The organism is Streptococcus pseudopneumoniae (assembly GCF_001073085.1).
GTDB lineage: Bacteria > Bacillota > Bacilli > Lactobacillales > Streptococcaceae > Streptococcus > Streptococcus pseudopneumoniae_M.
Map to the genome: position 1 here is coordinate 14,199 of NZ_JVFV01000016.1, position 26,763 is coordinate 40,961.

The following is a 26,763-nucleotide window of genomic DNA, read 5'->3' on the forward strand; positions in this document are numbered from 1 at the left end:
ATGGAAATTATGGCGATTGTTATCGTTGTTTTTGCCGTCATCATTGGTTTAGTCATTGGATATGTCAGCATCTCAGTCAAGATGAAATCATCACAAGAGGCTGCAGAGCTGATGCTTTTAAATGCTGAACAAGAAGCAACTAATTTACGAGGACAAGCTGAGCGCGAAGCGGATTTATTACTCAATGAAGCTAAGAGCGAAAGCAAGTCTCTTAAAAAAGAAGCACTATTGGAGGCCAAAGAAGAAGCCAGAAAATACCGTGAAGAAGTGGACGCTGAATTTAAATCAGAACGTCAAGAACTCAAGCAAATCGAAAGTCGTTTGACCGAACGTGCTAGCAGTCTTGATCGTAAAGATGACAATTTGACGAACAAAGAAAAAACACTTGAACAAAAAGAACAAAGTATTTCTGATAGAGCAAAAAACCTTGATGTACGTGAAGAGCAACTAGAAGAAATTGAGAAACAAAAGCAAGCTGAACTAGAGCGTGTCGGAAGTCTGACTCAGTCGGAAGCAAAAGACATTATCTTAGCCCAGACAGAGGAAAACTTGACTAAGGAAATTGCTAGTCGCATTCGTGAGGCTGAGCAAGAAGTTAAGGAACGTTCAGACAAATTGGCTAAGGATATCTTGTCTCAAGCCATGCAGAGAATTGCTGGTGAGTATGTGGCTGAGTCTACCAACTCTACGGTTCATCTGCCTGATGATACGATGAAAGGTCGTATCATTGGTCGTGAAGGACGTAATATCCGTACTTTTGAAAGTTTGACAGGGGTTGATGTCATCATTGATGATACGCCAGAAGTGGTAACCTTGTCAGGTTTTGATCCTATCCGTCGCGAGATTGCCCGTATGACTATGGAAACCTTGCTTAAGGATGGACGTATTCACCCAGCTCGTATCGAAGAGTTGGTTGAGAAAAATCGTCAAGAGATTGATAACAAGATTCGTGAATATGGTGAAGCTGCAGCCTATGAAATTGGTGCACCGAACCTTCACCCTGACTTGATGAAGATCATGGGTCGCTTGCAGTTCCGTACTTCATACGGACAAAATGTCTTGCACCACTCGATTGAAGTGGCTAAGTTGGCTGGTATCATGGCTAGCGAACTTGGTGAAAATGCTACCCTTGCTCGTCGCGCGGGATTCCTTCACGATATTGGGAAAGCCATTGACCGTGAGGTGGAAGGTAGCCACGTTGAGATTGGTACTGAATTGGCTCGCAAGTACAAGGAACACCCAGTTGTGGTGAATACTATTGCCAGTCACCACGGAGATGTAGAGCCTGAAAGTGTGATCGCAGTCATCGTTGCTGCAGCGGATGCCTTAAGCGCAGCCCGTCCAGGAGCTCGTAGTGAATCGCTTGAAAGCTACATCAAACGTCTCCATGATTTAGAGGAAATCGCTAATAGCTTTGAAGGAGTTCAAAATAGCTTTGCCCTTCAAGCAGGTCGTGAAATCCGAATCATGGTAAATCCAGGTCAAATCAAGGACGACAAGGTCACAATCTTAGCTCACAAAGTTCGTGAGAAAATTGAAAGCAACCTCGATTACCCAGGAAATATCAAGGTAACCGTGATTCGTGAACTTCGTGCAGTTGATTATGCAAAATAAATAAGAAAGAGCAGTTGAAAAATTACTGCTTTTTTGTTACACTAGATAGAAAGATTGTAGTGTGCAGAAATGGCTTTAGACATATAATCTTACAGAAATTTTCAAGTCATTTCACAAACTATCCAAAGGAGACATAATGGCAGACCGTGGCTTACTAATCGTTTTTTCAGGTCCTTCAGGAGTTGGAAAAGGAACGGTTAGACGAGAAATTTTTGAGAGTTCTGAAAATCAATTCCAATATTCTGTATCTATGACAACACGGGCTCAACGTCCAGGTGAAGTAGACGGAGTTGACTATTTCTTCCGTACGCGTGAAGAATTTGAAGAATTGATCCGTCAAGGGCAGATGTTAGAGTATGCAGAGTATGTAGGCAACTACTACGGAACTCCTCTGACCTATGTCAACGAAACACTTGATAAGGGAATCGATGTCTTTCTTGAAATTGAAGTGCAGGGAGCTCTCCAGGTCAAGAAAAAAGTGCCAGATGCTGTCTTTATCTTTTTGACACCACCAGATTTGGAAGAATTGCAAGACCGTCTCGTAGGCCGTGGTACCGATAGTGCAGAAGTGATTGCCCAGCGTATCGAAAAAGCTAAGGAAGAAATTGCTTTGATGCGTGAGTATGACTACGCTATTGTCAATGATCATGTTCCTCTTGCAGCAGAACGTGTGAAACGTGTCATTGAAGCTGAACATTTCCGTGTAGACCGCGTGATTGGTCATTATCAGGATATGCTACCAAAGTCTCCGACTATTCGATAAACTATAGAAAATAGGTACAAACAAATGATGCTTAAACCCTCTATTGATACCTTGCTTGATAAGGTACCATCAAAATATTCACTCGTCATCTTGGAAGCAAAGCGTGCTCACGAATTAGAAGCTGGAGCACCTGCTACTCAAGAATTTAAATCTGAAAAATCTACTCTTCGTGCTCTGGAAGAAATTGAATCTGGGAATGTAACCATCCACCCAGATCCAGAAGGAAAACGCGAAGCTGTTCGTCGTCGTATCGAAGAAGAAAGACGATTGAAAGAAGAAGAAGAAAAGAAAATTAAAGAGCAAATCGCGAAAGAAAAAGAAGAAGGTGAAAAAATTTAAGGTTGGGGGGACTCAATCTTATTTTTTCTATTGCAAGAATACTCAATTAATTAAAAGGATTTAAGAAGAGAAGGAGGTGAGGATATGGCTATTGCAAAAATCATTGTGGATGTTCCCTTGATGCAGACAGACCAGCCCTATAGCTACAAGATTCCAGAGGAATTTGAAGAGATGCTGAAAGTTGGCATGCGGGTTCATGTACCTTTTGGGAAGGCCAATCGCTTGATTCAGGGAATTGTTCTTGGGTTGGAGTCTCAATCTGATGCAGATGTGGCAGACGAGGACTTAAAAGAAATTGCCGAGGTGCTGGACTTTTCTCCTGTCTTAACGGAGGAACAGCTCTGGTTAGCTGAAGAACTACGTAAGTCAGTATTCTCTTATAAAATTTCCATTCTTAAAGCTATGCTTCCGGGATTTTTGAATTCTAGCTATGATAAGATCCTCTATCCTCTGGAAGGCTTGAGTCAGAAGGACAGAGACCGTTTGTTTGGTTCGCAGGAGTCTCTAGCATTTTCATCTCTCGACCTAGAAAAGCAAGCTGAGATGATGTGCTTGACCCGAAAAGGGCTCTTGAAACTAGAGTATCAGGCTGTAGACCAGAAAAAGGTTAAAACGCAGTCTTGGGTTGAAGTGAATCCTGACAAATTAGAAAAACTAGAAATCTCGAACCGTGCCAAGAAGAAATTGGAACTGCGAAAATATTTATTAGCACATCCTGAAAGTGCACCTTTGGCTGATTTGTTAGAACATTACTCACGCGAGCAAGTTAACTTCTTTGTGGGACGTGGTGCTGTTACCATCGTTCAAAAGGAAGTCCAACGTTCAGCTGCCTACTTTGAAGGAATTGAATCGAATCAAGCCCTAGAGTTAAATCCAGAACAAAAAGAAGCCTGTGAGGCAGTTGTTGGAGCGATTGGGAAAGAACATCCTCCATTTCTTCTACAAGGAATCACAGGAAGTGGGAAAACGGAGGTTTACTTGCAGATTATCCAAGGAGCCTTGGATATGGGGAAAACAGCTATCGTTTTAGTCCCAGAAATCTCTTTGACACCTCAAATGACAGAGCGTTTCATTGCTCGTTTTGGTGATAAAGTAGCCATTCTCCATTCAGGTTTGTCCAATGGTGAAAAGTACGACGAATGGCGCAAGGTGGAGCGAGGAGAAGCCCAGGTAGTTGTTGGTGCTAGGTCTGCCATTTTTGCACCTTTGAAAAATCTAGGGGTAATCATTATCGATGAGGAGCACGAGGCCAGCTACAAGCAAGACAGCAATCCTCGTTATCATGCTAGGGATGTGGCTCTTTTACGTGCCCGGTACAATCAAGCAGCATTAGTCCTTGGTTCTGCAACCCCGAGTCTAGAAAGTCGTGCGCGTGCTGGCAAGGGTGTCTATCAACATCTACGCCTGACGCAACGGGCCAATCCTTTAGCAAGTATTCCTGAGGTTCAACTGATTGACTTCCGTGACTATATCGGGCAGAATGAAACGTCCAACTTTACACCACCACTGATTGAGGCAATACAAGATCGACTGGATAAAAAAGAGCAAGTGGTTCTCATGCTCAACCGCCGTGGCTATTCTAGTTTTGTCATGTGCCGGGAATGTGGGGCCGTGGATACCTGTCCAAACTGTGATATTTCTCTTACTCTGCACATGGATACTAAAACTATGAATTGTCATTATTGTGGTTTTTCTAAGGATATTCCTCATGTCTGTCCAAACTGTCAGAGTCGCAGTATTCGTTACTATGGAACAGGAACTCAGAAGGCCTACGATGAGCTAGCTGAACTCTTTCCAGAGGCACGTATTCTGCGCATGGATGTGGATACAACTCGTAAAAAGGGTAGTCACCAAGCTTTACTTGAACAATTTGGCAATGGTGAAGCGGACATATTGCTAGGAACCCAGATGATTGCCAAGGGCTTGGACTTTCCAAATGTAACCTTGGTTGGTGTTCTCAATGCGGATACAGCCTTGAACCTTCCTGATTTCCGTTCTTCTGAGAGAACTTTCCAACTCTTGACCCAGGTGGCAGGACGAGCAGGAAGGGCTGAAAAAGCTGGGCAGGTCTTGATCCAGTCTTACAATCCTCAGCACTATGCTATTCGCTTTGCCAAGGATCAGGACTATGAAGGCTTTTATGCCTATGAAATGGGTATCAGACGTCAGTTGGGTTATCCACCTTATTATTTCACAATTGGAATTACCTTGTCTCATAAGAAAGAAGAAGAGGTTCTTAGACGTGCTTATCAAGTCATGGAAATATTGCGGTCAGGTTTGTCGGATGCTAGTATCATCCTTGGACCAACGCCAAAACCTATTGCTCGGACTCATAACCTCTATCATTATCAGATTTTAATTAAATACCGTTTAGAAGATGAGCTAGGTCCAACCCTTAACCAGGTCTTGGCCTTGACACAAGAACGGGAAAATAGTGAACTTCGTCTCAGTATTGACCACGAACCGCAACAATTTTTATAAGAAGGAGAAGATATGACAAAACTAATATTTATGGGAACGCCTGAATTTTCAGCGACTGTTTTAAAGGGACTTTTGACAGATGATCGCTACGAGATTGTTGCAGTTGTAACTCAGCCAGACCGTGCGGTTGGACGTAAAAAAGTCATCCAAGAAACCCCAGTCAAACAAGCAGCCAAAGAGGCAGGCCTACCTATCTACCAACCTGAAAAATTATCAGGTAGTCCAGAAATGGAAGCCATCATGAATTTGGGAGCTGATGGGATTGTAACAGCAGCTTTTGGACAATTCCTCCCAAGTAAACTCCTTGATAGCATGGATTTTGCAGTCAATGTTCATGCTTCGCTCCTTCCTAAACACCGTGGTGGTGCTCCTATCCATTATGCCTTGATTCAGGGTGATGAGGAGGCAGGAGTAACCATTATGGAAATGGTCAAGGAAATGGATGCAGGAGATATGATTTCTCGTCGTAGTATTCCCATTACTGATGAGGACAATGTAGGAACCTTGTTTGAGAAATTGGCGATTGTTGGTCGTGATTTGCTTTTGGATACTTTGCCTGCATACATTGCTGGCGAGATTCAGCCTCAACCACAGGACCCAAGCCAGGTTACATTTTCGCCTAATATCAAACCTGAAGAAGAAAAGTTGGACTGGTACAAGACCAATCGTCAACTCTTTAACCAAATTCGTGGTATGAATCCTTGGCCAGTTGCTCATACTTTTCTAAAGGGCGAACGCTTCAAAATCTATGAAGCTCTGCCTGTAGAAGGCGAGGGGAATCCAGGTGAGATTCTTTCCATCGGTAAGAAGGAATTGATTGTCGCAACAGCAGAAGGAGCCCTGTCTTTCAAACAGGTTCAACCAGCAGGAAAACCTAAGATGGACATTGCTTCCTTCCTCAACGGTGTGGGACGAACTTTGGCAATAGGAGAACGATTTGGTGATTAAAGTGGAAACGGCTAGAAGTTTAGCTTTAGAGGTATTGGAGGATGTCTTTATCCAACAAGCTTACTCCAATATCGCCTTAAATAAACACCTTAAGGGAAGTCAACTGTCAGCGGCAGATAAAGGCTTGGTGACAGAGCTTGTTTACGGAACCGTAGCTCGAAAACTAACTTTAGAATGGTATTTGTCTCATTTTATCCAAGACAGAGAGAGGCTAGATAGTTGGCTCTATGTTCTGCTTCTCATGAGTGTCTATCAACTCCAATACTTGGATAAGCTACCTGACCATGCAGTGGTCAATGAAGCAGTGGAACTAGCTAAACTTCGCAAAAAAGGTAGCGAAAAACTAGTCAATGCTGTTCTGCGCCGTATCCTGCGAGAAGGTTTGCCAGATATTGCCAGTATCAAACGTAAAAATAAGCGTGATTCTATCGCCTACTCTTTGCCAGTGTGGTTGGTTTCTAAGCTCAAGGAAGAGTATGGAGAAGAGCGAGCGCAAGCGATTTTTGAGAGTCTTTTGCAACGCAATAAAGCCAGTATTCGCGTAACAGATTTGAGCCGAAAAGAGGAAATCAAAGCTCTGCTTGGTGCAAGTGATTCTTATTTATCTCCTGCTGGTCTGGTTAAGGAACAGGGGCATTTTGCTAGTCATGACTTGTTTTCAGAAGGACTTATTACTATCCAAGATGAGTCAAGTCAACTGGTTGCACCAACACTAGAGCTACAAGGCGACGAGCAGGTTTTAGATGCTTGTGCAGCTCCTGGCGGAAAGACCGCCCATATGGCATCCTATCTGACGACAGGTCAGGTGACGGCTCTAGATCTCTATGACCACAAACTCACTTTAATTCAAGAGAATGCTCAGCGTTTAGGTGTAGCGGACCGTGTCCAAACGCAAAAACTAGACGCTCGAAAAGTGCATGAATTTTTTGGTAAGGATCAATTTGATAAGATTCTTGTTGATGCCCCTTGTTCAGGGATTGGTCTATTGCGTCGAAAACCAGATATCAAATATAATAAAGAGACAGCAGATTTCGCGTCATTACAGGAAATTCAATTGGAAATATTAGGTAGTGTTTGTCAAACGCTACGTAAAGGTGGTATAATAACGTATAGTACCTGTACTATTGTCTCGGAAGAGAACTTTCAAGTGGTTCAAGCTTTTTTAGAAAGTCATCCCGACTTTGAGCAGGTTAAACTAGAACATGAATGTAAGGATATCCTAAAAGATGGCTGTATCCTCATTACTCCGGAATTATACGGAAGTGATGGATTCTTTATCAGCCAATTTCGTAAGATATCCAATTAGGAAGGAACTGACACAATGGAGATTTCATTATTAACAGATGTGGGTCAGAAACGTACAAATAATCAAGACTATGTCAATCTTTTTGTCAACCGTGCCGGTCGTACAATGATCATCTTGGCTGATGGGATGGGAGGACACCGTGCAGGTAATATTGCCAGCGAGATGGCAGTAACTGATTTGGGTGTTGCCTGGGTTGATACGCAGATTGACACCGTTAATGAAGTTCGCGAATGGTTTGCCCACCATTTAGAAGTTGAAAATCAAAAGATTTATCAAATGGGGCGTGATGAAGCCTACAAGGGAATGGGGACAACTCTAGAAGCCCTTGCAATCATTGATCATCAAGCTATTTACGCTCATATTGGAGATTCTCGTATCGGTCTCATTCGAGGAGAAGAGTACCGTCAACTGACAAGCGATCATTCCTTGGTTAACGAATTGCTCAAGGCGGGTCAATTGACACCTGAAGAAGCTGAAGCACATCCACAAAAGAATATTATCACTCAATCTATCGGACAAAAAGATGAAATTCAACCTGACTTAGGAATTGTCAGCTTGGAAGCAGGTGACTATCTGGTCATGAATAGTGACGGTCTAACCAATATGATTTCAGGTAGTGAGATCTATGATATTGTGACTAGCGATATCTCTCTTGATGATAAGGCAGCCACTTTGGTACGCTTTGCCAACAATGCCGGAGGGCTTGATAATATTACAGTTGCCCTTGTTTCGATTGAGGAGGAGGCGGCACTATGATCCAAATCGGCAAGATTTTTGCCGGGCGGTATCGGATTATCAAACAAATTGGCCGTGGAGGTATGGCAGATGTCTACCTGGCCAAGGATTTGATCTTAGACGGGGAAGAGGTAGCTGTTAAGGTCTTGAGGACTAACTACCAGACTGACCCGATTGCTGTTGCGCGTTTTCAGCGTGAAGCGCGTGCAATGGCTGACTTAGATCATCCCCATATCGTTCGGATAACGGATATCGGCGAAGAGGACGGTCAACAGTACCTAGCTATGGAATATGTAGCTGGTCTTGATCTCAAGCGCTATATCAAGGAACACCATCCCCTCTCAAATGAAGAAGCTGTCCGTATCATGGGTCAGATTCTCTTAGCGATGCGCTTGGCGCACACTAAAGGTATTGTCCATCGTGACTTAAAGCCTCAAAACATCCTTTTAACTCCGGATGGGACGGCTAAGGTAACGGACTTTGGGATTGCCGTAGCCTTTGCAGAGACCAGTCTGACTCAGACCAACTCTATGCTGGGCTCTGTCCACTACTTGTCACCTGAGCAGGCTCGTGGTTCTAAAGCAACGTTCCAAAGTGACATTTATGCCATGGGGATTATTTTCTATGAAATGCTGACAGGGCATATCCCTTATGATGGCGATAGTGCAGTAACCATCGCTCTCCAGCATTTTCAAAAACCTCTTCCTTCGGTCATAGCTGAAAATCCATCTGTTCCACAAGCTTTGGAGAATGTGGTTATCAAAGCAACTGCTAAAAAGCTAACAGATCGATATCAGTCGGTTTCAGAGATGTATGTTGATTTATCTAGCAGTCTATCTTATAACCGCAGAAATGAACCTAAACTTGTTTTTGATGATGCTACTAAGGCGGACACAAAGACATTGCCAAAGGTTTCTCAAACAACCTTGACCTCTATTCCTAAGGTTCAACCACAGGCAGATGCCCATCAGGCAACTAAAGCTAGCCCAGAAGTAAGCGCTAAAAAATCTGTGGAAAAACCAGTGAAAAAACGTCGTTTTAAAGCACGTTATCTAGTTCTACTAGCAAGTTTCGTACTGGTTGCCGCTTCTCTGGTGTGGATTTTATCCAGAACACCAGCTAACATCGATATTCCAAATGTAGCAGGTCAAACAGTTGCTGAAGCTAAGGAAACCTTGAAAAAAGCCAACTTTGAAGTTGGTGATGAGAAAACGGAAGCTAGTGAAACAGTCGAGGAAGGGCGAGTGATTCGGACAGACCCTGAGGCGGGTAGTAACCGAAAAGAGGGGAGTAAGATTAATCTGATTATTTCGTCTGGTAAGCAATCCTTTAAGATTGGTAATTACATCGGTCGGAAATCGACTGATGTCATTGCTGAGCTCAAGGAAAACAAAGTTCCTGAAAATCTGATTAAGATTGAGGAAGAAGAGTCCAGTGAATCGGAACCCGGTGTTGTTTTAAAACAGAGCCTTTCAGAAGGGACGACCTATGATCTTACCAAGGCCACTTCTATCGTTTTAACTGTTGCTAAGAAGAAAAAGGTGACGACGATAACTATGCCAAACTACATTGGCTCAAATCTTGAATTTGCTAAAAATAATCTTAAAAGTATTGGTATTAGTGAAGATAGAATTGAAATTAAAGAAGTGGAGATAGCACAAGAAGGAATTAAAGAAGGTGAGATTGCGAAACAAAGTCCCGCACCGGATGAAAAACTTGATTTAAGCAATCCGATAGTTAAACTCTATATTTATAAACCTAAAAAAACTTCACCACCAATTAGTCAACCTTCGTCAGAACATAATTCTGGTCAAACTGACACAACAAACCCTACAAACCCTACGCAGGGTAACCATCCAACGACTCCTACACAAGATGGAACTGGAAGTCAACGAAATCAATAGACTCTCTATATATAAACCAATCTTTGTCACAGTTTTTGTGACAAAGATTTTTTTTCCTCCGAAATTATGATAAAATAAAATGGAGTTTGAAAAAGGAGGGAAATATGGAAGAATCAAAAAAACTGAATGCAGTTATTGATGTCGTCATGCTAGCTGGAACAATTCTGCTTCGCAATGGTTCTGAGATTTATCGTGTTGAAGATACCATGATTCGGATTGCTCATTCACAGGGCATTATGGATTGTAATGTTTTGGCCATGCCTGCCGCCATTTTTTTCTCCATTGAAAATACAAATATCTCTCGTATGAAGCGAGTGACATCCTCCTCTTATAATATTGAGAAGGTATGTGATGTTAACCAAATTTCAAGGCAGCTTGTAGCAGGACAGCTTGATCTGGAGACAGCCTTTATCCAATTAAAGGAATTAAATGCTAAGGCGTCTCCCTATACCAATGTTCAACTAACTGCTGCAGCGGCTCTCAGTGCTCCCTTCTTCTCTATCATGTTTGGGGGGAATGTCTATGATGCCATCGGAGCGGGAGTGGCGACCTTATTTGCCTTTACTTGCTCTCTCTATGTAGAGAAGTTTATTCGTATTCCTTTTATGACAGCTTTTGCAGGTGCTCTTGTCTTTGGTTTGATTGCACAATTTTGGGCGCGCTATTCTGGTTTACCATCGACGGCGGATTTGGTGATTGCGGGTGCGGTTATGCCTTTTGTACCTGGAATTGCCCTGACCAATGCTGTTCGAGATATTATGACCAATCACATTAACTCTGGTATGAGCAAGATGTTTGAATCCTTGCTGATTACCCTTGCCTTAGGGGCTGGAACATCAGTCGCCCTCGTACTAATGAACTAATATGACACTAACAACATTTTTATTGCAAGCTCTGGCAAGTTTGCTTGCCATTATCACGTTTTTAATCGTTTTAAATGTCCAGCGTTCCATGCTGATTCCTGGTGGAGTTTTAGGGATGTCTATCTGGCTACTCTATCTAATACTTAAGGAACCAACCAATGTCATTTTGGCAACCTTTATTGCTGCTGTGATTGGTTCTTGTGTCAGCCAAATTATGAGTATCCTCTATAAGACACCAGCAGTTGTTTTTGCTCTGGCAATATTGGCACCACTAGTACCAGGTTATCTGTCCTATCGAACCACTTCCTTCTTCGTTACAGGTGACTACAGTCATGCCATTTCTAGTGCCATGTTAGTCATGATGTTGGCTCTCGTTATCTCCATTGGAATGGCCAGTGGAACAGTTTTGTTGAAATTGTATCATTATCTCAAAAAGAATCGAGCTAGCTAAGACTCGATTTTTTATAGCCCTAAAGTTCTGTTTGTTGGACTAGCCTAAAAATGAGACAAGGTTTTGAAAATGAACTTGATTTGGTGAATCAAGTCTTTTTTCGCTCATTTGATCTCAATTGTGATAAAATAGAGGTGAACGATTTTTTACAATGAATGATAAAAATAGAGGTAAATATGACAATCGGTATTGATAAGATTGGTTTTGCGACCAGTCAATACGTTTTGAAATTACAAGATTTAGCAGAAACCCGAGGAATTGATCCTGAAAAATTGAGTAAAGGACTCCTTTTAAAAGAATTGAGTATTGCTCCTTTAACAGAGGATATTGTGACCTTGGCTGCCAGTGCAGGAAGTTCTATCCTGACTGAAGAAGAGAAGCAAGAGATTGATATGGTTATCGTAGCGACAGAATCTGGAGTCGATCAAAGTAAGGCTGCTGCGGTTTTTGTACACGGTTTGCTTGGAATTCAACCTTTTGCTCGTAGTTTTGAAATCAAAGAAGCTTGCTATGGTGCAACTGCGGCCCTTCACTATGCTAAGCTACACGTAGAAAATTCCCCAAAATCTAAGGTTTTGGTCCTTGCTAGTGATATTGCAAGATATGGAATCGAAACTCCAGGTGAACCGACCCAGGGGGCAGGTAGTGTCGCTATGCTGATTAGTCAGAATCCACGTATCATGACTTTCAACAACGATAATGTTGCGCAGACTCGTGATATTATGGACTTTTGGCGTCCAAATTATTCCACGACACCATTTGTAAATGGAGTCTACTCAACGCAACAGTATCTTGATAGCTTAAAAACGACTTGGGAAGAGTACCAAAAGCGTTATGACTGTACTTTGGATGATTTTGAGGCTATTTGTTTCCACTTGCCATATCCGAAACTAGCTCTCAAGGGATTGAAAAAAATTCTTGATAAATCTCTACCTCAAGAGAAAAAGGATTTACTTCAAAAGCACTTTGATGAATCTATTATTTATAGCCAAAAAGTTGGAAATATCTATACGGGTTCACTCTTTTTAGGACTCTTGTCTCTTCTTGAAAATTCTGATAGTCTGAAAGCTGGGGATAAGATTGCCCTCTACAGCTATGGTAGTGGTGCTGTATCTGAGTTCTTTAGTGTAGAATTGGTTGAAGGCTATGAACAGCAATTGCAGAAAAATCGCTTAGAATTGCTAGACCAGCGTCAAGCATTGAGCGTAGCTGATTATGAACGAATCTTCTTTGAGGAAGCAAACTTGGATGAGTCAGGTTCTGCAACCATGTCAGGCTATGAAGGGCAGGATTATGCTCTGGTTGAGATTGTAGACCACCAACGTCGCTACAGCAAGGTTGAAAAATAATGAAAAAAAACTGGAATGGATTTGCTAAAAAATCAATTCAAGAGCGCCTAGAACTAGTTAAGTCTCAGGCGCTTACTTCTATTGAAGCCCAAGAAAGTCTTGAGCAAAATGAAAATCTCAGTCTAGCAGTTGCGGACCAATTGAGTGAAAATGTGGTGGGGACCTTTTCTCTCCCATACTCAGTAGTTCCAGAAGTACTGGTAAACGGTCAAGAGTACACCGTTCCTTATGTAACAGAAGAACCATCCGTCGTTGCTGCAGCTAGTTTTGCAAGTAAGATTATCAAACGTGCGGGTGGTTTTACTGCTCAGGTTCATCAACGCCAAATGATTGGTCAGGTAGCTCTTTATCAGGTTTCAGATAGGGATAAAGCTTGTGAGGCTATTCTGAGTCAAAAAGCAGAGTTGCTCGAACAAGCAAACCAAGCCTATCCCTCTATTGTCAAACGTGGTGGTGGAGCCAGAGAGCTAACAGTTGAGAAAATTTCTGGTGAGACGGACTTTTTAGTGGTTTATCTCTATGTAGATACTCAAGAAGCCATGGGAGCCAATATGCTCAATACTATGCTTGAGGCTTTAAAACCTAGCTTAGAGGCTCTAAGTCAAGGGCAAAGTTTAATGGGCATTCTATCCAACTACGCAACAGATTCTCTAGTAACTGCAACTTGTCGGATTGCCTTTCGTTATTTGAGTCGCCAGAAGGATGAAGCACGTGAACTAGCAGAAAAAATGGTTTTAGCCAGTCAGTTTGCCCAAGCAGATCCTTATCGAGCAGCCACTCATAACAAGGGTATCTTTAATGGGATTGATGCTCTCTTGATTGCTACTGGAAATGATTGGCGTGCTATTGAAGCGGGAGCGCATGCCTATGCGAGCCATGATGGCGCCTATCGAGGTCTCAGTCGTTGGACTATGGATTTGAAAACAGAAGAGCTAATTGGAGAGATGACCATGCCGATGCCGGTTGCTACCAAGGGTGGATCAATTGGTCTCAATCCTCGAGTCGTGCTCAGCCATGAGTTGCTAGGTCATCCATCTGCCAAAGAATTGGCTCAAATTATCGTTTCGATTGGTCTTGCACAGAATTTTGCAGCCCTTAAGGCTTTGGTCAGTACAGGTATTCAGCATGGACACATGAAACTTCAGGCAAAATCGTTAGCGCTTTTAGCAGGTGCGACTGAGGCAGAAGTGCCTAAGTTGGTAGAAAGCTTGATTGCAGAAAAAACTTTTAATCTAGAAAAAGCACAGACTCTTTTGAAAAAATTAAGATCATAAGAAAAACTCAGACGAAACTAGTCTGAGTTTTTTGTTTATACTCAATGAAAATCAATGAACCAACTAGGAAGCTAGTCGCAGGTTACTCAAAACACTGTTTTGAGGTTGTAGATGGAAGCTGACGTGGTTTGAAGAGATTTTCGAAGAGTATTAAATACTTTTACCTGGTAAGAGACTAACTGGTAAGAAATAACCAGTCGTGGCAACTTCTTTCCCCTCGATTTTTTGGAGTAGTAAATCAACTGTCAGGCGAGCAATTTCTTCCAAGGGTTGTTTAATGGTAGTGAGGTGAGGGTAGAAATTCTCAATGAAATAAGTCCCGTCATATCCGATAACTTTAAGTTGTTCAGGAACAGAGAGACCAAGCTCCTGAGCAATCTTCATAACCAAAATAGCAGTCAAATCATCAGAGGCGAAAATCGCATCTGGTTTTTGTTTGGTCAAGATATTTTTAATTTCCATTTCCTTACGAAGGGGTGAAAAGTCACTGGAAACATTGATAATAGGAGCCTTGGGTAAGATTGAAGCAAAACCAGCATGACGAAGTCCAGTTGGAGAATTGGAGTTGTCATTACCCGTAATCATGATGATAGTCTTGGCTCCAGTTTTAGCCAAGGTCTGAGCGGCTAGGACTCCGCCAGCATAGTTATCAGAAGAAACAACAGGAATATCTGGTGACAAGTTTCGGTCAAAGGAGATGATAGGAGCCGTTACGCGATTGTAGTCTTCAATCCCTAAGTTATGGCTACCAGAGATAATACCGTCCACTTGGTTGGCTTCTAGCATTTCAAGATATTCACGTTCTTTTTCCGAATCGTGTTCACTGTTACAGATGATTGTCTTGTAGCCTTTTTTGAATAGTTCGTGCTCTAATTTATCAATTAACTCTGCGTAGAAAACATGGCTAATTTTTGGGAAAATTAGCCCAATTAACTTGGCGGATTTTCCTTGAAGACTGCGAGCCAGATTGTTAGGTTTATAGCCTAGCTCACGCATAGCATCTTTAACCTTTTGAATAGTTTTTTCTGACAGGTAGCCTTTTTTATTAATAACACGTGAGACAGTAGTTGGGCTGACGCCTGCTAGTTCTGCGACATCAGTTAGTTTTGCGACCATATTCTAATTCGTAGTATGTTCCGGTTGGGTTTCCAGATTTAATGAGGATTCCATTTTGATCTTCGTGAGGGAAGACACGACCAGAAAATACTTTTTCTCCTTTATTGATAAAGATTTCAAAGACTGAGTTGTCGATGAAGATATTGACAGTAGTTGCTTGATTAGTAACTGAGCAAGAGCGAGTAGTTCCAAATTCTTGAGCATATTGTTCTCCAGCTTGACTGCGGTCAACAGTAACTTGACCATTGATAAGGTCAAAGCTGATAGAGAGTCCTTTGCCATCTTTATCAGCAAGAAGGACTATTTCACTTTGACTATCGGCTTCTAAGTTAAGTTCAAGTTCGTAGGTGTTTTTGGTTTCAGAACGATTTGAAAATTCCTCTTTTGAAGCTCGGAGGTCCTGGATAGCTGCTACAGGGTACTGATAGAGTTTGCCATCTTTAATGGTAAGTTCTTTGACTAATGAGAAGGTTCCTTGATGGTCAAAACGGTCAGATGGGTAAGAAACGTCTGGTAGACCAAGCCAGCTGACGGCCAGGGCACGACCATCAGGAGCGTTAAAGGCTTGAGTAGCATAGGCTTCAAAACCATAATCAAGATTGTGAAGTTCAGAAACATCAACCATACGAGCATTTTCTGGATCAAAGGAAGTGCCGATTTTATACATGTTTGGATAGATATTGTCGTATTCAAGAACCTTTTTATCCAAACCTTGTGGGCAGTAAAGAAGGACAGGTTGTTCTCCGACAAAGACTAGATTTGGGCACTCCATCATATAAGCAGTGCGGTCATTGTTGAAGTCAAGGTCTCCGACTTCTTGCCAGTTTGTATAATCATTTTCGATAGCCTTATAGAGACGGACAAATCCTTTTTTGTCCAAATCTTGACCACCAACGATAGCGTAGTATTGCCCTTTAAAGTTAAAAATCTGTGGATCGCGGAAGTGGTCAGTAGCATCAGCAGGCTGATCAATCAAGATTTTATCAATCTTTTTAATATTTCCATCCTTATCCATCAAGGCACCGATCTGATAAGGGTGGCGTACCCAATTGTCATCACGGACATTTCCAGTATAAAAGAGGAATAATTGATCACCAAACTGCATAGCAGAACCAGAGTAAGCACCGTGGCTATCAAGTGGAGTATCAGGTAAGATTTTTACACCTGTTTCAGTAAAGTGCACCAAATCGTCGCTTTCAAGTTGAACCCAAGATTTTAAGCCATGAGCTGCACCAAAGGGGAAGTTTTGGTAAAAGATAACCCACTTACCATCAAAATAAGAAAAACCGTTTGGATCGTTGAGGAGACCTTCCTTTGGCTCAATGTGATAGCTGACATGCCATGGGGATTGTGCCATCTTTTCTTGGATTTCTTTTCTTTCTTCTTGTGTCCAATCTTCATAACGTCTGTAACGACGTTCAGTAGTCCATTCCATTTCTATTTCCTCCATAAATTCTACTATCTTAATAGTAAACGTTTCCTTATAAAAAAGCAAGTCTTTTACACTAAATTAACGAAAAAAATGTCAAACGTTTGACAGAATATAGAATCACTATTTTATGAAAAATAATGAAAATATGAAAGTTTTTGAAAATTTCAAAGTAAAAAACTTGAGTTTATAGGGTATTTATTGCTGTATTGATGAAAAAAATAGCAAAAACAATCAAAAAATAAAAATTAGCAAATTTTTTTCTGCAAAACGCTTGACATATTTTTAAAACGTGATAGAATAATATTCGTAGGGCGGATAAAATCGCTTTCAAACAAGAAAAATTTTATAAGGAGATTTTTGCAAATGACGAATACAGAAATTGCAAAAAAAGTCATCGAAGCCTTGGGCGGACGTGAGAATGTTAACAGTGTAGCCCACTGTGCGACTCGCCTTCGTGTTATGGTTAAAGATGAAGCGAAGATTAACAAAGATGCTATTGAGAACTTGGAAAAAGTTCAAGGTGCTTTCTTTAACTCAGGTCAATACCAAATTATCTTTGGTACAGGTACAGTTAACAAGATGTACGATGAAGTCGTAGCTCTTGGCTTGCCAACATCATCTAAGGATGAGATGAAGGCAGAAGCTGCTAAACAAGGAAATTGGTTCCAACGTGCCATCCGTACTTTCGGTGACGTCTTCGTACCAATCATTCCAGTTATCGTAGCAACTGGTCTCTTCATGGGTGTTCGTGGTCTCTTGAATGCTCTTGGAATGACACTTCCAGAAGATGTGACAACTTACACTCAAATCTTGACTGACACTGCCTTTATTATCTTGCCAGGATTAGTTGTTTGGTCAACATTCCGCGTATTCGGTGGAAATCCAGCCGTTGGTATCGTTCTTGGTATGATGCTCGTATCTGGCTCACTTCCAAATGCCTGGGCTGTTGCATCTGGTGGTGAAGTAACTGCAATGCAGTTCTTCGGATTTATCCCAGTTGTAGGTTTGCAAGGTTCTGTTCTTCCAGCCTTCATTATCGGGGTTGTCGGAGCTAAATTTGAAAAAGCTGTTCGTAAAGTTGTTCCAGATGTTCTTGACCTCTTGGTAACACCATTCGTAACACTTTTGGTCATGTCAATTCTTGGTTTGTTTGTTATCGGACCAGTATTCCATGTTGTTGAAAGCTATATCCTTATTGGAACAAAAGCTATTCTTAACTTGCCATTCGGACTTGGTGGTTTCTTAATCGGTGGAGTTCACCAATTGATCGTCGTATCAGGTGTTCACCACATCTTCAACTTGCTTGAAGTTCAATTACTTGCTGCTGACCATGCTAACCCATTCAACGCTATCATCACAGCTGCCATGACTGCTCAAGGTGCTGCGACAGTAGCCGTTGGTGTGAAAACTAAAAATCCTAAACTTAAAACACTTGCTTTCCCTGCTGCTCTTTCTGCCTTCCTTGGTATTACAGAGCCTGCTATCTTCGGGGTTAACTTGCGTTTCCGTAAACCATTCTTCCTTTCATTGATCGCTGGTGCTATCGGTGGTGGATTGGCATCTATCCTTGGTCTTGCTGGTACTGGTAATGGTATCACTATCATCCCAGGTACAATGCTTTACATTGGTAACGGACAACTTGCACAATACCTTCTTATGGTAGCTGTATCATTTGCTCTTGGTTTTGCTCTTACTTACATGTTTGGTTATGAAGATGAAGCAGAAGTAGCTTCAGAAACTACAACTGAACGTTTGGCTGACGAAGCGGTAACTGGTACTATTGTTGCTCCTAGCGAAGGTGTCATCCAAACACCAATCGTTGGTGATGTTGTTGCACTTTCAGACGTTAATGACCCAGTTTTCTCAAGTGGAGCTATGGGACAAGGAATCGCTGTGAAACCTAGCCAAGATGTTGTCTATGCACCAGCTGATGCTGAAGTGACAATCGTCTTCCCAACAGGGCATGCTTATGGTTTGAAAACAGCAAACGGAGCTGAAATCTTGATTCACGTTGGTATCGACACTGTTTCAATGAACGGTGAAGGCTTCAACCATAAAGTTGCCCAAGGTGACAAGGTTAAAGCTGGAGATGTTCTTGGAACATTTGACTCAGCTAAGATTGCTGCTGCAGGCCTTGACAACACAACTATGGTTATCGTGACAAACACTGCAGACTTTACTTCAGTAAATCCAGTTGCTTCTGGATCAGTTGCTAAGGGGGATGCAGTCATTGAAGTTAAAGCTTAATACTCTTCGAAAATCAAATTTAAACTGCGTCATACTCGCTTTGCCGTATGTATGTGTTACTGACTTCGTCAGTTCTATCTACAACCTCAAAGCTGTGCTTTGAGCAATCCGCAGCTCGATTCCTAGTTTGTTCTTTGATTTTCATTGAGTACACTACTTTCGATTTAATAGATCAAAAAACGAACAAATGTCATGTTTGTTCGTTTTTGTTTAAATGGTAAAATTTACAGAGGAAAATCTAAAATATTGAGCAATTTTCAGTCTGGAAATATGCTATAATAAAGAAAATAAATACAAGAGGTTAATCATGACAAAACTATACGGAAGTTTGGAAGCAGGCGGTACAAAATTTGTCTGTGCTGTCGGAGACGAAAATTATAACGTTGTAGAAAAGGTACAATTTCCTACAACAACACCTATTGAAACAATCGATAAAACCATTGAGTTCTTTTCAAAATTTGATAATCTTGCAGGACTTGCGATTGGATCATTTGGTCCAATTGATATCGACAAAAACTCAAAAACTTATGGTTTTATTACAACTACACCGAAACCTCACTGGGCCAATGTTGATTTGCTTGGTGCTCTTCGTCGCGCTCTAAACGTGCCAATGTACTTCACAACAGACGTAAACAGTTCTGCCTACGGTGAGGTAGTTGCTCGTAATAATGCTGGTGGCCGTATCGAAAACTTAGTTTACTATACAATCGGTACAGGTATCGGAGCTGGTGTTATCCAACGTGGTGAGTTTATCGGTGGTGTGGGACACCCTGAAATGGGTCATTATTATGTGGCTAGACACCCAATGGATATTGAAAAAGAATTCAACGGTGTTTGTCCTTTCCATAAGGGATGTCTGGAAGGCTATGCAGCTGGACCAAGTCTTGAAGCTCGTACAGGTGTTCGTGGGGAAAACATTGAACTCAACAACTCTGTCTGGGATGTTCAAGCCTACTACATTGCTCAAGCTGCAGTGAATGCGACTGTAACTTTCCGTCCAGATGTCATCGTCTTTGGTGGTGGGGTAATGGCTCAACAACATATGCTTGACCGTGTACGTGAGAAATTCACATCCTTGCTCAACGGCTACCTACCAGTTCCAGATGTACGTGACTATATCGTGACTCCAGCTGTTGCTGGAAATGGTTCAGCTACACTAGGAAACTTCGTTCTTGCTAAGAGCGTTGCAAAATAAGAATATAAAAAACTCCCAACTGAGAAAGTTGGGAGTTTTGCTTTAGTCTTTTTCTATTTTGGTTTCCTGATGGAAAATATTTTGCCAAGTTTCGTGGCGACGCCAGATGCTGGTATGAATGGTATCACCGACTTGGTAGCGGATGAGTTTAGTCTTTTGACTGATAGAAGTTAAATGAAGCTCCTTGATAGCAGAGGTTAGTTCTTTTTCAGCCTTATAGGCTCCCTTGTCAAGTTCTTGTCCGTCCTGGCGGATATAAACGAAGTCTTCTGCAAGTAATTCTTCCAGTTGATTTCCTTGGTCAATCAGTTGCTCTCTCATGAGCAATTTTTTATATACATTATCTAGGATTTCATCCTCAGGGATTGGTGCTGGTTCGATATGAATGTCTGTATCAAAGACACCAAATCGTTCTGATAACATGGATTCGACTTGGTCTGCAATTTCGTGACTTTCAAAAACAGACAGGTCTGGGTTCATCTCAAGTGTGATATCCAGATAAATATTGCTTCCGTAGGTACGACCGCGTTGTGATTTAACCTTGCTAATCTTAGGAATTTCCATGATAGCTTTTTGATAATCTTCTAGCAAGTGTTCGTCAAAACCATCAGAAAGGCTGAAGGATGACTCGATAAAAATGTCATAAGCTGTTTTAAGGATAAAGAAGGTAATGATAATCGCGACTAACTTATCCACGATTGGATAGTTGAAGCTGCTAGCCAGGATAGCAATAGAAGTTCCAAGAGATGTTACCGCATCTGATAAATTATCCTTAGCGGCTGCCTTGAGAGCCTTTGATTTAGCTTGCTTACTCAGATGGGTATTGTAGAGATAAACGGCGAACATGATGATAGCAGAGATGACTCCCAGAGTCGCACCAAGTGGGTCAATGACCGTTTGTTCTCGGCTGAGTATTTTTTGGATGGTATCCCGTAGAACATCAAATCCAACGTAAAACATGATGATGGAAGTGATGAGACTTGCCAAGTCCTCGATTTTCCAGTGACCGAAGCGATGATCTCTATCTGCCGGTTGGCGAGCCAAACGAATCCCGATGAGAAGGGCTACATTTCCAACGATATCTGAAACGTTGTTAAAACCATCCGCCACCAAACTGGACGAGTGAAGGAGGTGACCTGCTGCTAACTTAGCTGCTGACAAGAAAAGGTAGGTCAAGATGCTAATAATAGCACCACGCTCAGCTAATTTCAAATTTGAAACTGATTGGTTCATCTAACTCTCTTCCTAGAATTTTTATATTCTATCATTATACTGGTTTTCCATAGAAAATTCAAATGGAGGGGTCGTTATAAAGGGGATACAAATCAGAAAATGCTTTTTTTTTTTAGGAAAAATGATAAAATTATATAGGATAAATATGGGAGAATAAAATGAAAAAAAATAATTTACTTATTGGGTTTGCATCATTATTTTTTACTGTTTTAGTTTGGTTATCTATGGTTACAAGCGTGAAAAAAGGTATTCCCTTTTCTGATGCTAGTATTTTTGAATACTTTGGATATGCAATGAATCGCGGAGACCTTATGTATGCTAATTTATTTGATCATAAAGGTCCCGTGATTTTTATCGTGAACTATCTAGGTTATTTTATTAGTGGTTCATTAGGCATAAAATTTCTGTATTTGTTTTGTACTTTTTTATTTTTTGTAATTAGTTTTCTGACTTCTAAATTGTTTACAGGAAATAAACAATCGATATTAGTGTTATTCTTACTTTTTTTGGTATATGAACATTTTTTTGATGGTGGTTGGAGTTTAGAAGGGTATATTCTTCCTTTAATTTCATACTCTTTGTATGTGTTTTTAAAATTTTTCATTAAAAATAACATCAAAAATTATGAGATTATATTAGCTGGTTTATCTTTTGCAATTGTATTTTTTACGAAAGCAAATATGATTGGGATTTGGCTTATTTTTGGCCTTTATATAATTGTTCATTATGTTACCTTGAAAAAATATAAAGAATTAATTGATACATTAATTAACTTTTTTACTGGAGTGTTAATTTTTACAATTCCTCTATTTCTTTATTTAATTTATAAAGGTATTTTTGTTGATATGTTATATCAATCGATAGGGGTTAATTTTATATACACTACAGAATCTAATAATGGATCGATGAAAGAAATATTTAAATGGTATTTATCTCAGTCTAATTCATTAAGTTTAAATTTAATAATTCTTTTATCATCTTTTCTATTATGGAACAAGTATAAATATAAATCGATTCTATACCATGTTGCTTTCTTGTTTTGTTTGACATTAGCACTTATTTCGAAACGTAGTTATGGACATTATATTCTTGTAATTATTCCATTCCTAGTACCGTATATTTCTTATATGTTTAATTTATTTAAAAATTTTACTGTAAAGAAATTTACATTATTATTATTAGGTTTATGTATAGTATATATAGCGAACATTAATTACGTAAGGGAAAACATAAAAACAAGAGATAGAAATACATCTTATTTACAACAAAGTGTTGCAAGCTATATAAAAAGTAATTCTCAAGCGGAAGATAGAATTTATACTCATCGACAAAATGGGACAATCTATTTATATAGCGAACGGTTATCTAGTACTAAATTTTTCTTTATTCCAGCAGTAACTAATGATCAAATATTAATCGAAGATTTCAAAAATTCTATTACTGAAAATCCTCCACTTTATATTGTATTTGATACTGAATGGGATTACGGAAAATTGACAGATTCTTTTATAAAAGAATATGTACGTAGTAATTATAAGTTAGAAAAACAGATTGAAACATCTATGATTTATAGAAGAATAGGAAGTTGAGATGACTAGAAATAATCCGATTTTATATATCGTTATTCCGTGTTATAACGAAGAGCAAGTGTTGCCTCATACCAATCCGATGTTTGTTGGGAAAATTGAGGAATTGGTAAAAAATCAAGAGGTTCATCCAAATAGCAAGGTCATGTACGTAAATGATGGCAGTAAGGATAAAACTTGGGAACTTATCCAAGAATATGCTTCATCGAATCCATTTGTTGTAGGTATTTCTCAAAGTCGAAACCGTGGTCATCAAAGTAGTGTTCTTGCTGGGATGTACGAAGCTGCAGAATTTGCGGATATCGTGATTACGATTGATGCGGATGGTCAAGATGATATCAACTGCATGGATCAAATGGTTGCAGAATATAAAGATGGTTCAGAAATTGTTTACGGCGTTCGGGATAATCGAGATACGGATTCAGCATTTAAGCGGATTACCGCAGAAGGTTTTTATAAAGTGATGCAACTATTTGGAGCGGATGTTGTTTTTAATCATGCGGACTATCGTTTAGTCTCCAAACGATTTATTCATGAACTTGCTAAATTTAAAGAAGTAAACTTATTCCTTCGTGGAATTATGCCTCTTGTGGGATTTAAGTATTCGTTTGTGACTTATAAACGCCATGAGCGGATTGCTGGTGAGAGCCACTATCCACTTTCTAAAATGTTTGGCCTAGCAATGGACGGAATTACGAGCCTATCGATTAAACCCATACGCTTGATTACCAGCTTGGGTGTTATGACTTCACTCTTTAGTTTTTTGTTGATCATCTGGGTTTTGTGGAGTAAGTTTTCAGGAACGGTTGTAGCCGGTTGGGCTAGTACCTACGCCATTGTAAGTTTACTTGGCGGGGTTCAACTTATTAGTCTTGGTGTAATTGGTGAATATATTGGGAAAATCTATCTAGAAACGAAGCAACGTCCAAGATATATTATCAGTGATCGTACCTATGATGAGAGTGATGAGTAACCCCACCCCAGCACTTGAAAACTTTTGAATTTCTGATATAATAGAACTACTCAAGGGAGTAGCTGGCGGGAAACCGCGATAGTGTCGTCATTCCGAATTATTTCCGGCACTATATTAAACAGCGAGACTTGTTTTTTTAAAAAACAGGTCTCTTTTTTTGTAAAAGAGACCAAAAAGGAGGAGACTGTTTTGTCAAAAGAACAAAATAAAGACTTGTTTTACACGCAATCTTCTGAGGAAGTCCTAAAGAATTTGGACTCATCTGTTGAAGGTTTGTCAACTGCTCAAGCTCAAGAACGCTTAGCGAGTTATGGTCGTAATGAGTTAGAAGAGGGCGAAAAACGTAGCCTACTAGCTAAATTCCTTGATCAATTTAAGGATTTGATGATCATCATCTTACTAGCGGCAGCGGCACTTTCTGTAATTACAGAAGGAATGGACGGTTTAACAGATGCCATTATCATCTTGGCCGTAGTTGTCTTGAATGCAGCCTTTGGTGTTTACCAAGAAGGTCAAGCAGAAGCGGCTATCGAAGCTCTGAAAAATATGTCTAGCCCCATGGCCCGTGTTCGTCGTGATGGTCGTGTTATTGAGATTGACTCAAAAGAATTGGTACCTGGGGACATCGTCTTGCTAGAAGCTGGAGATGTGGTGCCTGCCGATATGCGTTTGCTGGAAGCGGCGTCTCTTAAAATCGAAGAAGCTGCTCTTACTGGTGAATCTGTACCAGTTGAAAAAGATATTATTCAAGTGGTAGAAGCAGATGCTGGTATCGGTGATCGTGTCAATATGGGTTACCAAAACTCAAACGTAACTTACGGTCGTGGTATTGGTGTCGTGACCAACACTGGTATGTATACTGAAGTTGGTAAGATTGCGGATATGTTGGCCAATGCCGATGAGACAGAAACACCATTGAAGCAAAGCTTGGAACAATTATCTAAAGCCTTGACTTACTTAATCGTTGTGATTGCGATTATCACTTTCTTGGTTGGTGTCTTCGTTCGTGGTGAACATCCGTTGGAAGGCTTGATGGTTGCAGTTGCTCTTGCGGTTGCGGCAATTCCAGAAGGTCTTCCTGCCATTGTAACCATCGTTCTCTCTTTGGGAACTACAACTCTAGCTAAACGTAATTCAATCGTTCGTAAATTGCCAGCCGTTGAAACACTTGGTTCAACAGAAATCATCGCATCTGATAAAACAGGTACCTTGACCATGAACCAAATGACGGTTGAAAAAGTCTACACCAACGGTCAATTGCAAAGCTCTGCAGCTGAAATTAATGCGAATAACAATACGCTTCGCATCATGAACTTTGCCAATGATACAAAGGTGGACCCATCTGGTAAATTGATTGGCGATCCAACGGAGACAGCCCTTGTACAGTTTGGTTTGGATCACAACTTTGACGTTCGTGAAGTTTTGAAGGATGAGCCACGTGTAGCAGAATTGCCATTTGACTCAGAACGTAAACTCATGTCTACCATCCATAAGGAAGCAGACGGTACTTACTTTATCGCTGTCAAGGGAGCCCCTGACCAATTGCTCAAACGTGTGACTCGTATTGAAGTCAATGGGGAAGTTCGTCCAATCACAGAAGAAGACAAACAAGCTATCCTTGCAACCAACAAAGATTTGGCTAAACAAGCCCTTCGTGTCTTGATGATGGCTTATAAGACAAGCAATGAAATTCCAACCTTGGAATCTGAAATCGTTGAGTCTGACCTCATCTTCTCAGGTTTGGTCGGCATGATTGACCCTGAGCGTCCAGAAGCTGCAGAAGCTGTCCGTGTCGCTAAGGAAGCAGGTATCCGTCCAATCATGATCACGGGTGACCACCAAGATACAGCTGAAGCCATTGCCAAGCGTCTTGGAATCATCGATCCAAATGATACAGAAGACCATGTCTTTACAGGGGCTGAGTTGAACGAACTCTCTGATGAAGAATTCCAAAAAGTTTTCAAGCAATACTCTGTTTACGCTCGTGTATCACCTGAACACAAGGTTCGTATCGTGAAAGCATGGCAAAAAGAAGGTAAAGTTGTTGCCATGACAGGTGATGGAGTCAACGACGCACCATCACTTAAGACAGCTGATATCGGTATCGGTATGGGGATTACTGGTACAGAGGTTTCTAAGGGAGCTTCTGATATGGTCCTTGCCGATGACAACTTTGCAACCATTATCGTAGCGGTAGAAGAAGGACGTAAGGTCTTCTCAAATATCCAAAAATCAATCCAATACCTCTTGTCTGCCAATATGGCTGAGGTATTCACCATTTTCTTTGCAACCCTCTTTGGTTGGGATGTATTGCAACCAGTGCACCTTCTCTGGATTAACTTGGTAACAGATACTCTTCCAGCCATCGCCCTTGGTGTGGAACCAGCTGAGCCAGGGGTTATGACCCACAAACCTCGTGGACGTAAATCTAACTTCTTTGACGGTGGTGTATTCGGAGCTATCCTTTATCAAGGTGTCTTCCAAACCATGCTCGTTCTAGGTGTTTACGGTTGGGCAATTCTCTTCCCAGAACATCAAGCTCAAACTGAAATTCACGCAGATGCCCTTACTATGGCCTTTGCAACTCTAGGTTTGATCCAATTGCTCCATGCCTTTAACGTCAAGTCTGTTTACCAATCAATCTTTACGGTTGGACTCTTCAAGAACAAGACCTTTAACTGGTCAATCCCAGTTGCCTTTGTCCTCTTGATGGTGACAATTTTGGTTCCAGGATTTAACAGCCTCTTCCACGTTTCACATTTGAGCTTGACTCAATGGATAGTGGTTGCTGTAGGAGCACTTATGATTGTGGTCCTTGTTGAGATTGTTAAGGCAATCCAACGAGCACTCGGAAAAGATAAAAACGCTATTTAAGCACTATGAAAAGTCATCTTCGGATGGCTTTTTTTGGTTTTATATAAGATAAACTGACAAAGATTTTGTGATATAATCAA

General features: G+C 40.8%; 20 protein-coding genes. 17 read left to right on the top strand and 3 right to left on the bottom strand.

Annotated features, from left to right (window positions below; translation table 11 throughout):
* The 12 genes from ADH90_RS03325 to ADH90_RS03380 all read left to right on the top strand — a co-directional run bounded on the left by ADH90_RS03325 (position 1) and on the right by ADH90_RS03380 (position 14,027).
* Complete coding sequence (locus ADH90_RS03325; protein ID WP_049529959.1) at positions 1-1,614, top strand: ribonuclease Y; 1,614 nt, start codon at positions 1-3, stop codon at positions 1,612-1,614.
* 136 nt (positions 1,615-1,750) lie between these two features.
* Positions 1,751-2,377 carry a guanylate kinase gene (gmk, locus tag ADH90_RS03330; RefSeq protein ID WP_000775049.1) on the top strand — a complete coding sequence of 209 codons (627 nt, stop codon included), beginning with the start codon at positions 1,751-1,753 and terminating at the stop codon, positions 2,375-2,377.
* Between the two features lie 24 nt (positions 2,378-2,401).
* On the top strand, positions 2,402-2,716 hold the full coding sequence (gene rpoZ / locus ADH90_RS03335; protein WP_006146546.1) for a DNA-directed RNA polymerase subunit omega: 315 nt from the start codon (positions 2,402-2,404) through the stop codon (positions 2,714-2,716).
* A gap of 84 nt (positions 2,717-2,800) precedes the next feature.
* A complete protein-coding gene (locus ADH90_RS03340; protein WP_049529960.1) occupies positions 2,801-5,197 on the top strand; it encodes a primosomal protein N' in 2,397 nt (798 codons plus the stop codon).
* A 12-nt stretch (positions 5,198-5,209) separates the two neighbouring features.
* A complete protein-coding gene (gene fmt, locus ADH90_RS03345; RefSeq protein ID WP_049529961.1) occupies positions 5,210-6,145 on the top strand; it encodes a methionyl-tRNA formyltransferase in 936 nt (311 codons plus the stop codon).
* Complete coding sequence (gene rsmB, locus ADH90_RS03350; protein ID WP_049530002.1) at positions 6,138-7,451, top strand: 16S rRNA (cytosine(967)-C(5))-methyltransferase RsmB; 1,314 nt, start codon at positions 6,138-6,140, stop codon at positions 7,449-7,451. The genes fmt and rsmB overlap by 8 nt, the downstream gene beginning before the upstream one ends.
* Positions 7,452-7,466: 15 nt before the next feature.
* The gene (locus tag ADH90_RS03355; protein WP_045763175.1) at positions 7,467-8,207 is read left to right on the top strand and encodes a Stp1/IreP family PP2C-type Ser/Thr phosphatase; all 741 of its coding nucleotides are present in this window, start codon (positions 7,467-7,469) and stop codon (positions 8,205-8,207) included.
* A complete protein-coding gene (gene pknB / locus ADH90_RS03360) occupies positions 8,204-10,090 on the top strand; it encodes a Stk1 family PASTA domain-containing Ser/Thr kinase (RefSeq protein ID WP_049529962.1) in 1,887 nt (628 codons plus the stop codon). The genes ADH90_RS03355 and pknB overlap by 4 nt, the downstream gene beginning before the upstream one ends.
* Positions 10,091-10,194: 104 nt before the next feature.
* Positions 10,195-10,953: a threonine/serine exporter family protein gene (locus tag ADH90_RS03365; RefSeq protein ID WP_049529963.1), complete on the top strand. Its 759-nt coding sequence runs from the start codon at positions 10,195-10,197 to the stop codon at positions 10,951-10,953.
* Position 10,954: 1 nt separating this feature from the next.
* Positions 10,955-11,404: a threonine/serine exporter family protein gene (locus ADH90_RS03370; RefSeq protein ID WP_045763178.1), complete on the top strand. Its 450-nt coding sequence runs from the start codon at positions 10,955-10,957 to the stop codon at positions 11,402-11,404.
* Positions 11,405-11,580: 176 nt separating this feature from the next.
* A complete protein-coding gene (locus ADH90_RS03375) occupies positions 11,581-12,753 on the top strand; it encodes a hydroxymethylglutaryl-CoA synthase (RefSeq protein ID WP_049529964.1) in 1,173 nt (390 codons plus the stop codon).
* Positions 12,753-14,027, top strand: a complete 1,275-nt coding sequence (locus tag ADH90_RS03380; protein WP_049529965.1) for a hydroxymethylglutaryl-CoA reductase, degradative — start codon at positions 12,753-12,755, stop codon at positions 14,025-14,027. The genes ADH90_RS03375 and ADH90_RS03380 overlap by 1 nt, the downstream gene beginning before the upstream one ends.
* A gap of 150 nt (positions 14,028-14,177) precedes the next feature.
* Here ADH90_RS03380 and ADH90_RS03390 read toward each other — a convergent pair whose 3' ends face one another.
* Both ADH90_RS03390 and ADH90_RS03395 read right to left on the bottom strand, forming a co-directional pair.
* Complete coding sequence (locus ADH90_RS03390; protein ID WP_049529966.1) at positions 14,178-15,143, bottom strand: LacI family DNA-binding transcriptional regulator; 966 nt, start codon at positions 15,141-15,143, stop codon at positions 14,178-14,180.
* Positions 15,124-16,578, bottom strand: coding sequence for a sucrose-6-phosphate hydrolase (locus ADH90_RS03395; RefSeq protein ID WP_049529967.1), 1,455 nt, complete (start codon positions 16,576-16,578; stop codon positions 15,124-15,126). Before ADH90_RS03395 ends, ADH90_RS03390 begins: the two co-directional genes overlap by 20 nt.
* A 360-nt stretch (positions 16,579-16,938) precedes the next feature.
* On the opposite strand from ADH90_RS03395, the gene ADH90_RS03400 reads away from it, so the two are divergent.
* Both ADH90_RS03400 and scrK read left to right on the top strand, forming a co-directional pair.
* A complete protein-coding gene (locus ADH90_RS03400) occupies positions 16,939-18,822 on the top strand; it encodes a sucrose-specific PTS transporter subunit IIBC (RefSeq protein ID WP_049529968.1) in 1,884 nt (627 codons plus the stop codon).
* A 307-nt stretch (positions 18,823-19,129) separates the two neighbouring features.
* Positions 19,130-20,017: a fructokinase ScrK gene (scrK, locus tag ADH90_RS03410; protein WP_049529969.1), complete on the top strand. Its 888-nt coding sequence runs from the start codon at positions 19,130-19,132 to the stop codon at positions 20,015-20,017.
* Positions 20,018-20,059: 42 nt separating this feature from the next.
* Here the strand turns inward: scrK and ADH90_RS03415 are convergent, their stop codons facing one another.
* Positions 20,060-21,250: a cation diffusion facilitator family transporter gene (locus tag ADH90_RS03415; RefSeq protein ID WP_049529970.1), complete on the bottom strand. Its 1,191-nt coding sequence runs from the start codon at positions 21,248-21,250 to the stop codon at positions 20,060-20,062.
* 158 nt (positions 21,251-21,408) lie between these two features.
* On the opposite strand from ADH90_RS03415, the gene ADH90_RS11545 reads away from it, so the two are divergent.
* The 3 genes from ADH90_RS11545 (at position 21,409) to ADH90_RS03430 (ending at position 26,683) form a co-directional block, all read left to right on the top strand.
* The gene (locus ADH90_RS11545; RefSeq protein WP_239681979.1) at positions 21,409-22,839 is read left to right on the top strand and encodes a hypothetical protein; all 1,431 of its coding nucleotides are present in this window, start codon (positions 21,409-21,411) and stop codon (positions 22,837-22,839) included.
* A 1-nt stretch (position 22,840) separates the two neighbouring features.
* The gene (locus ADH90_RS03425) at positions 22,841-23,809 is read left to right on the top strand and encodes a glycosyltransferase family 2 protein (protein WP_049529971.1); all 969 of its coding nucleotides are present in this window, start codon (positions 22,841-22,843) and stop codon (positions 23,807-23,809) included.
* Positions 23,810-23,998: 189 nt separating this feature from the next.
* Positions 23,999-26,683, top strand: a complete 2,685-nt coding sequence (locus ADH90_RS03430; protein ID WP_049529972.1) for a cation-translocating P-type ATPase — start codon at positions 23,999-24,001, stop codon at positions 26,681-26,683.
* Positions 26,684-26,763 lie beyond the last annotated feature (80 nt).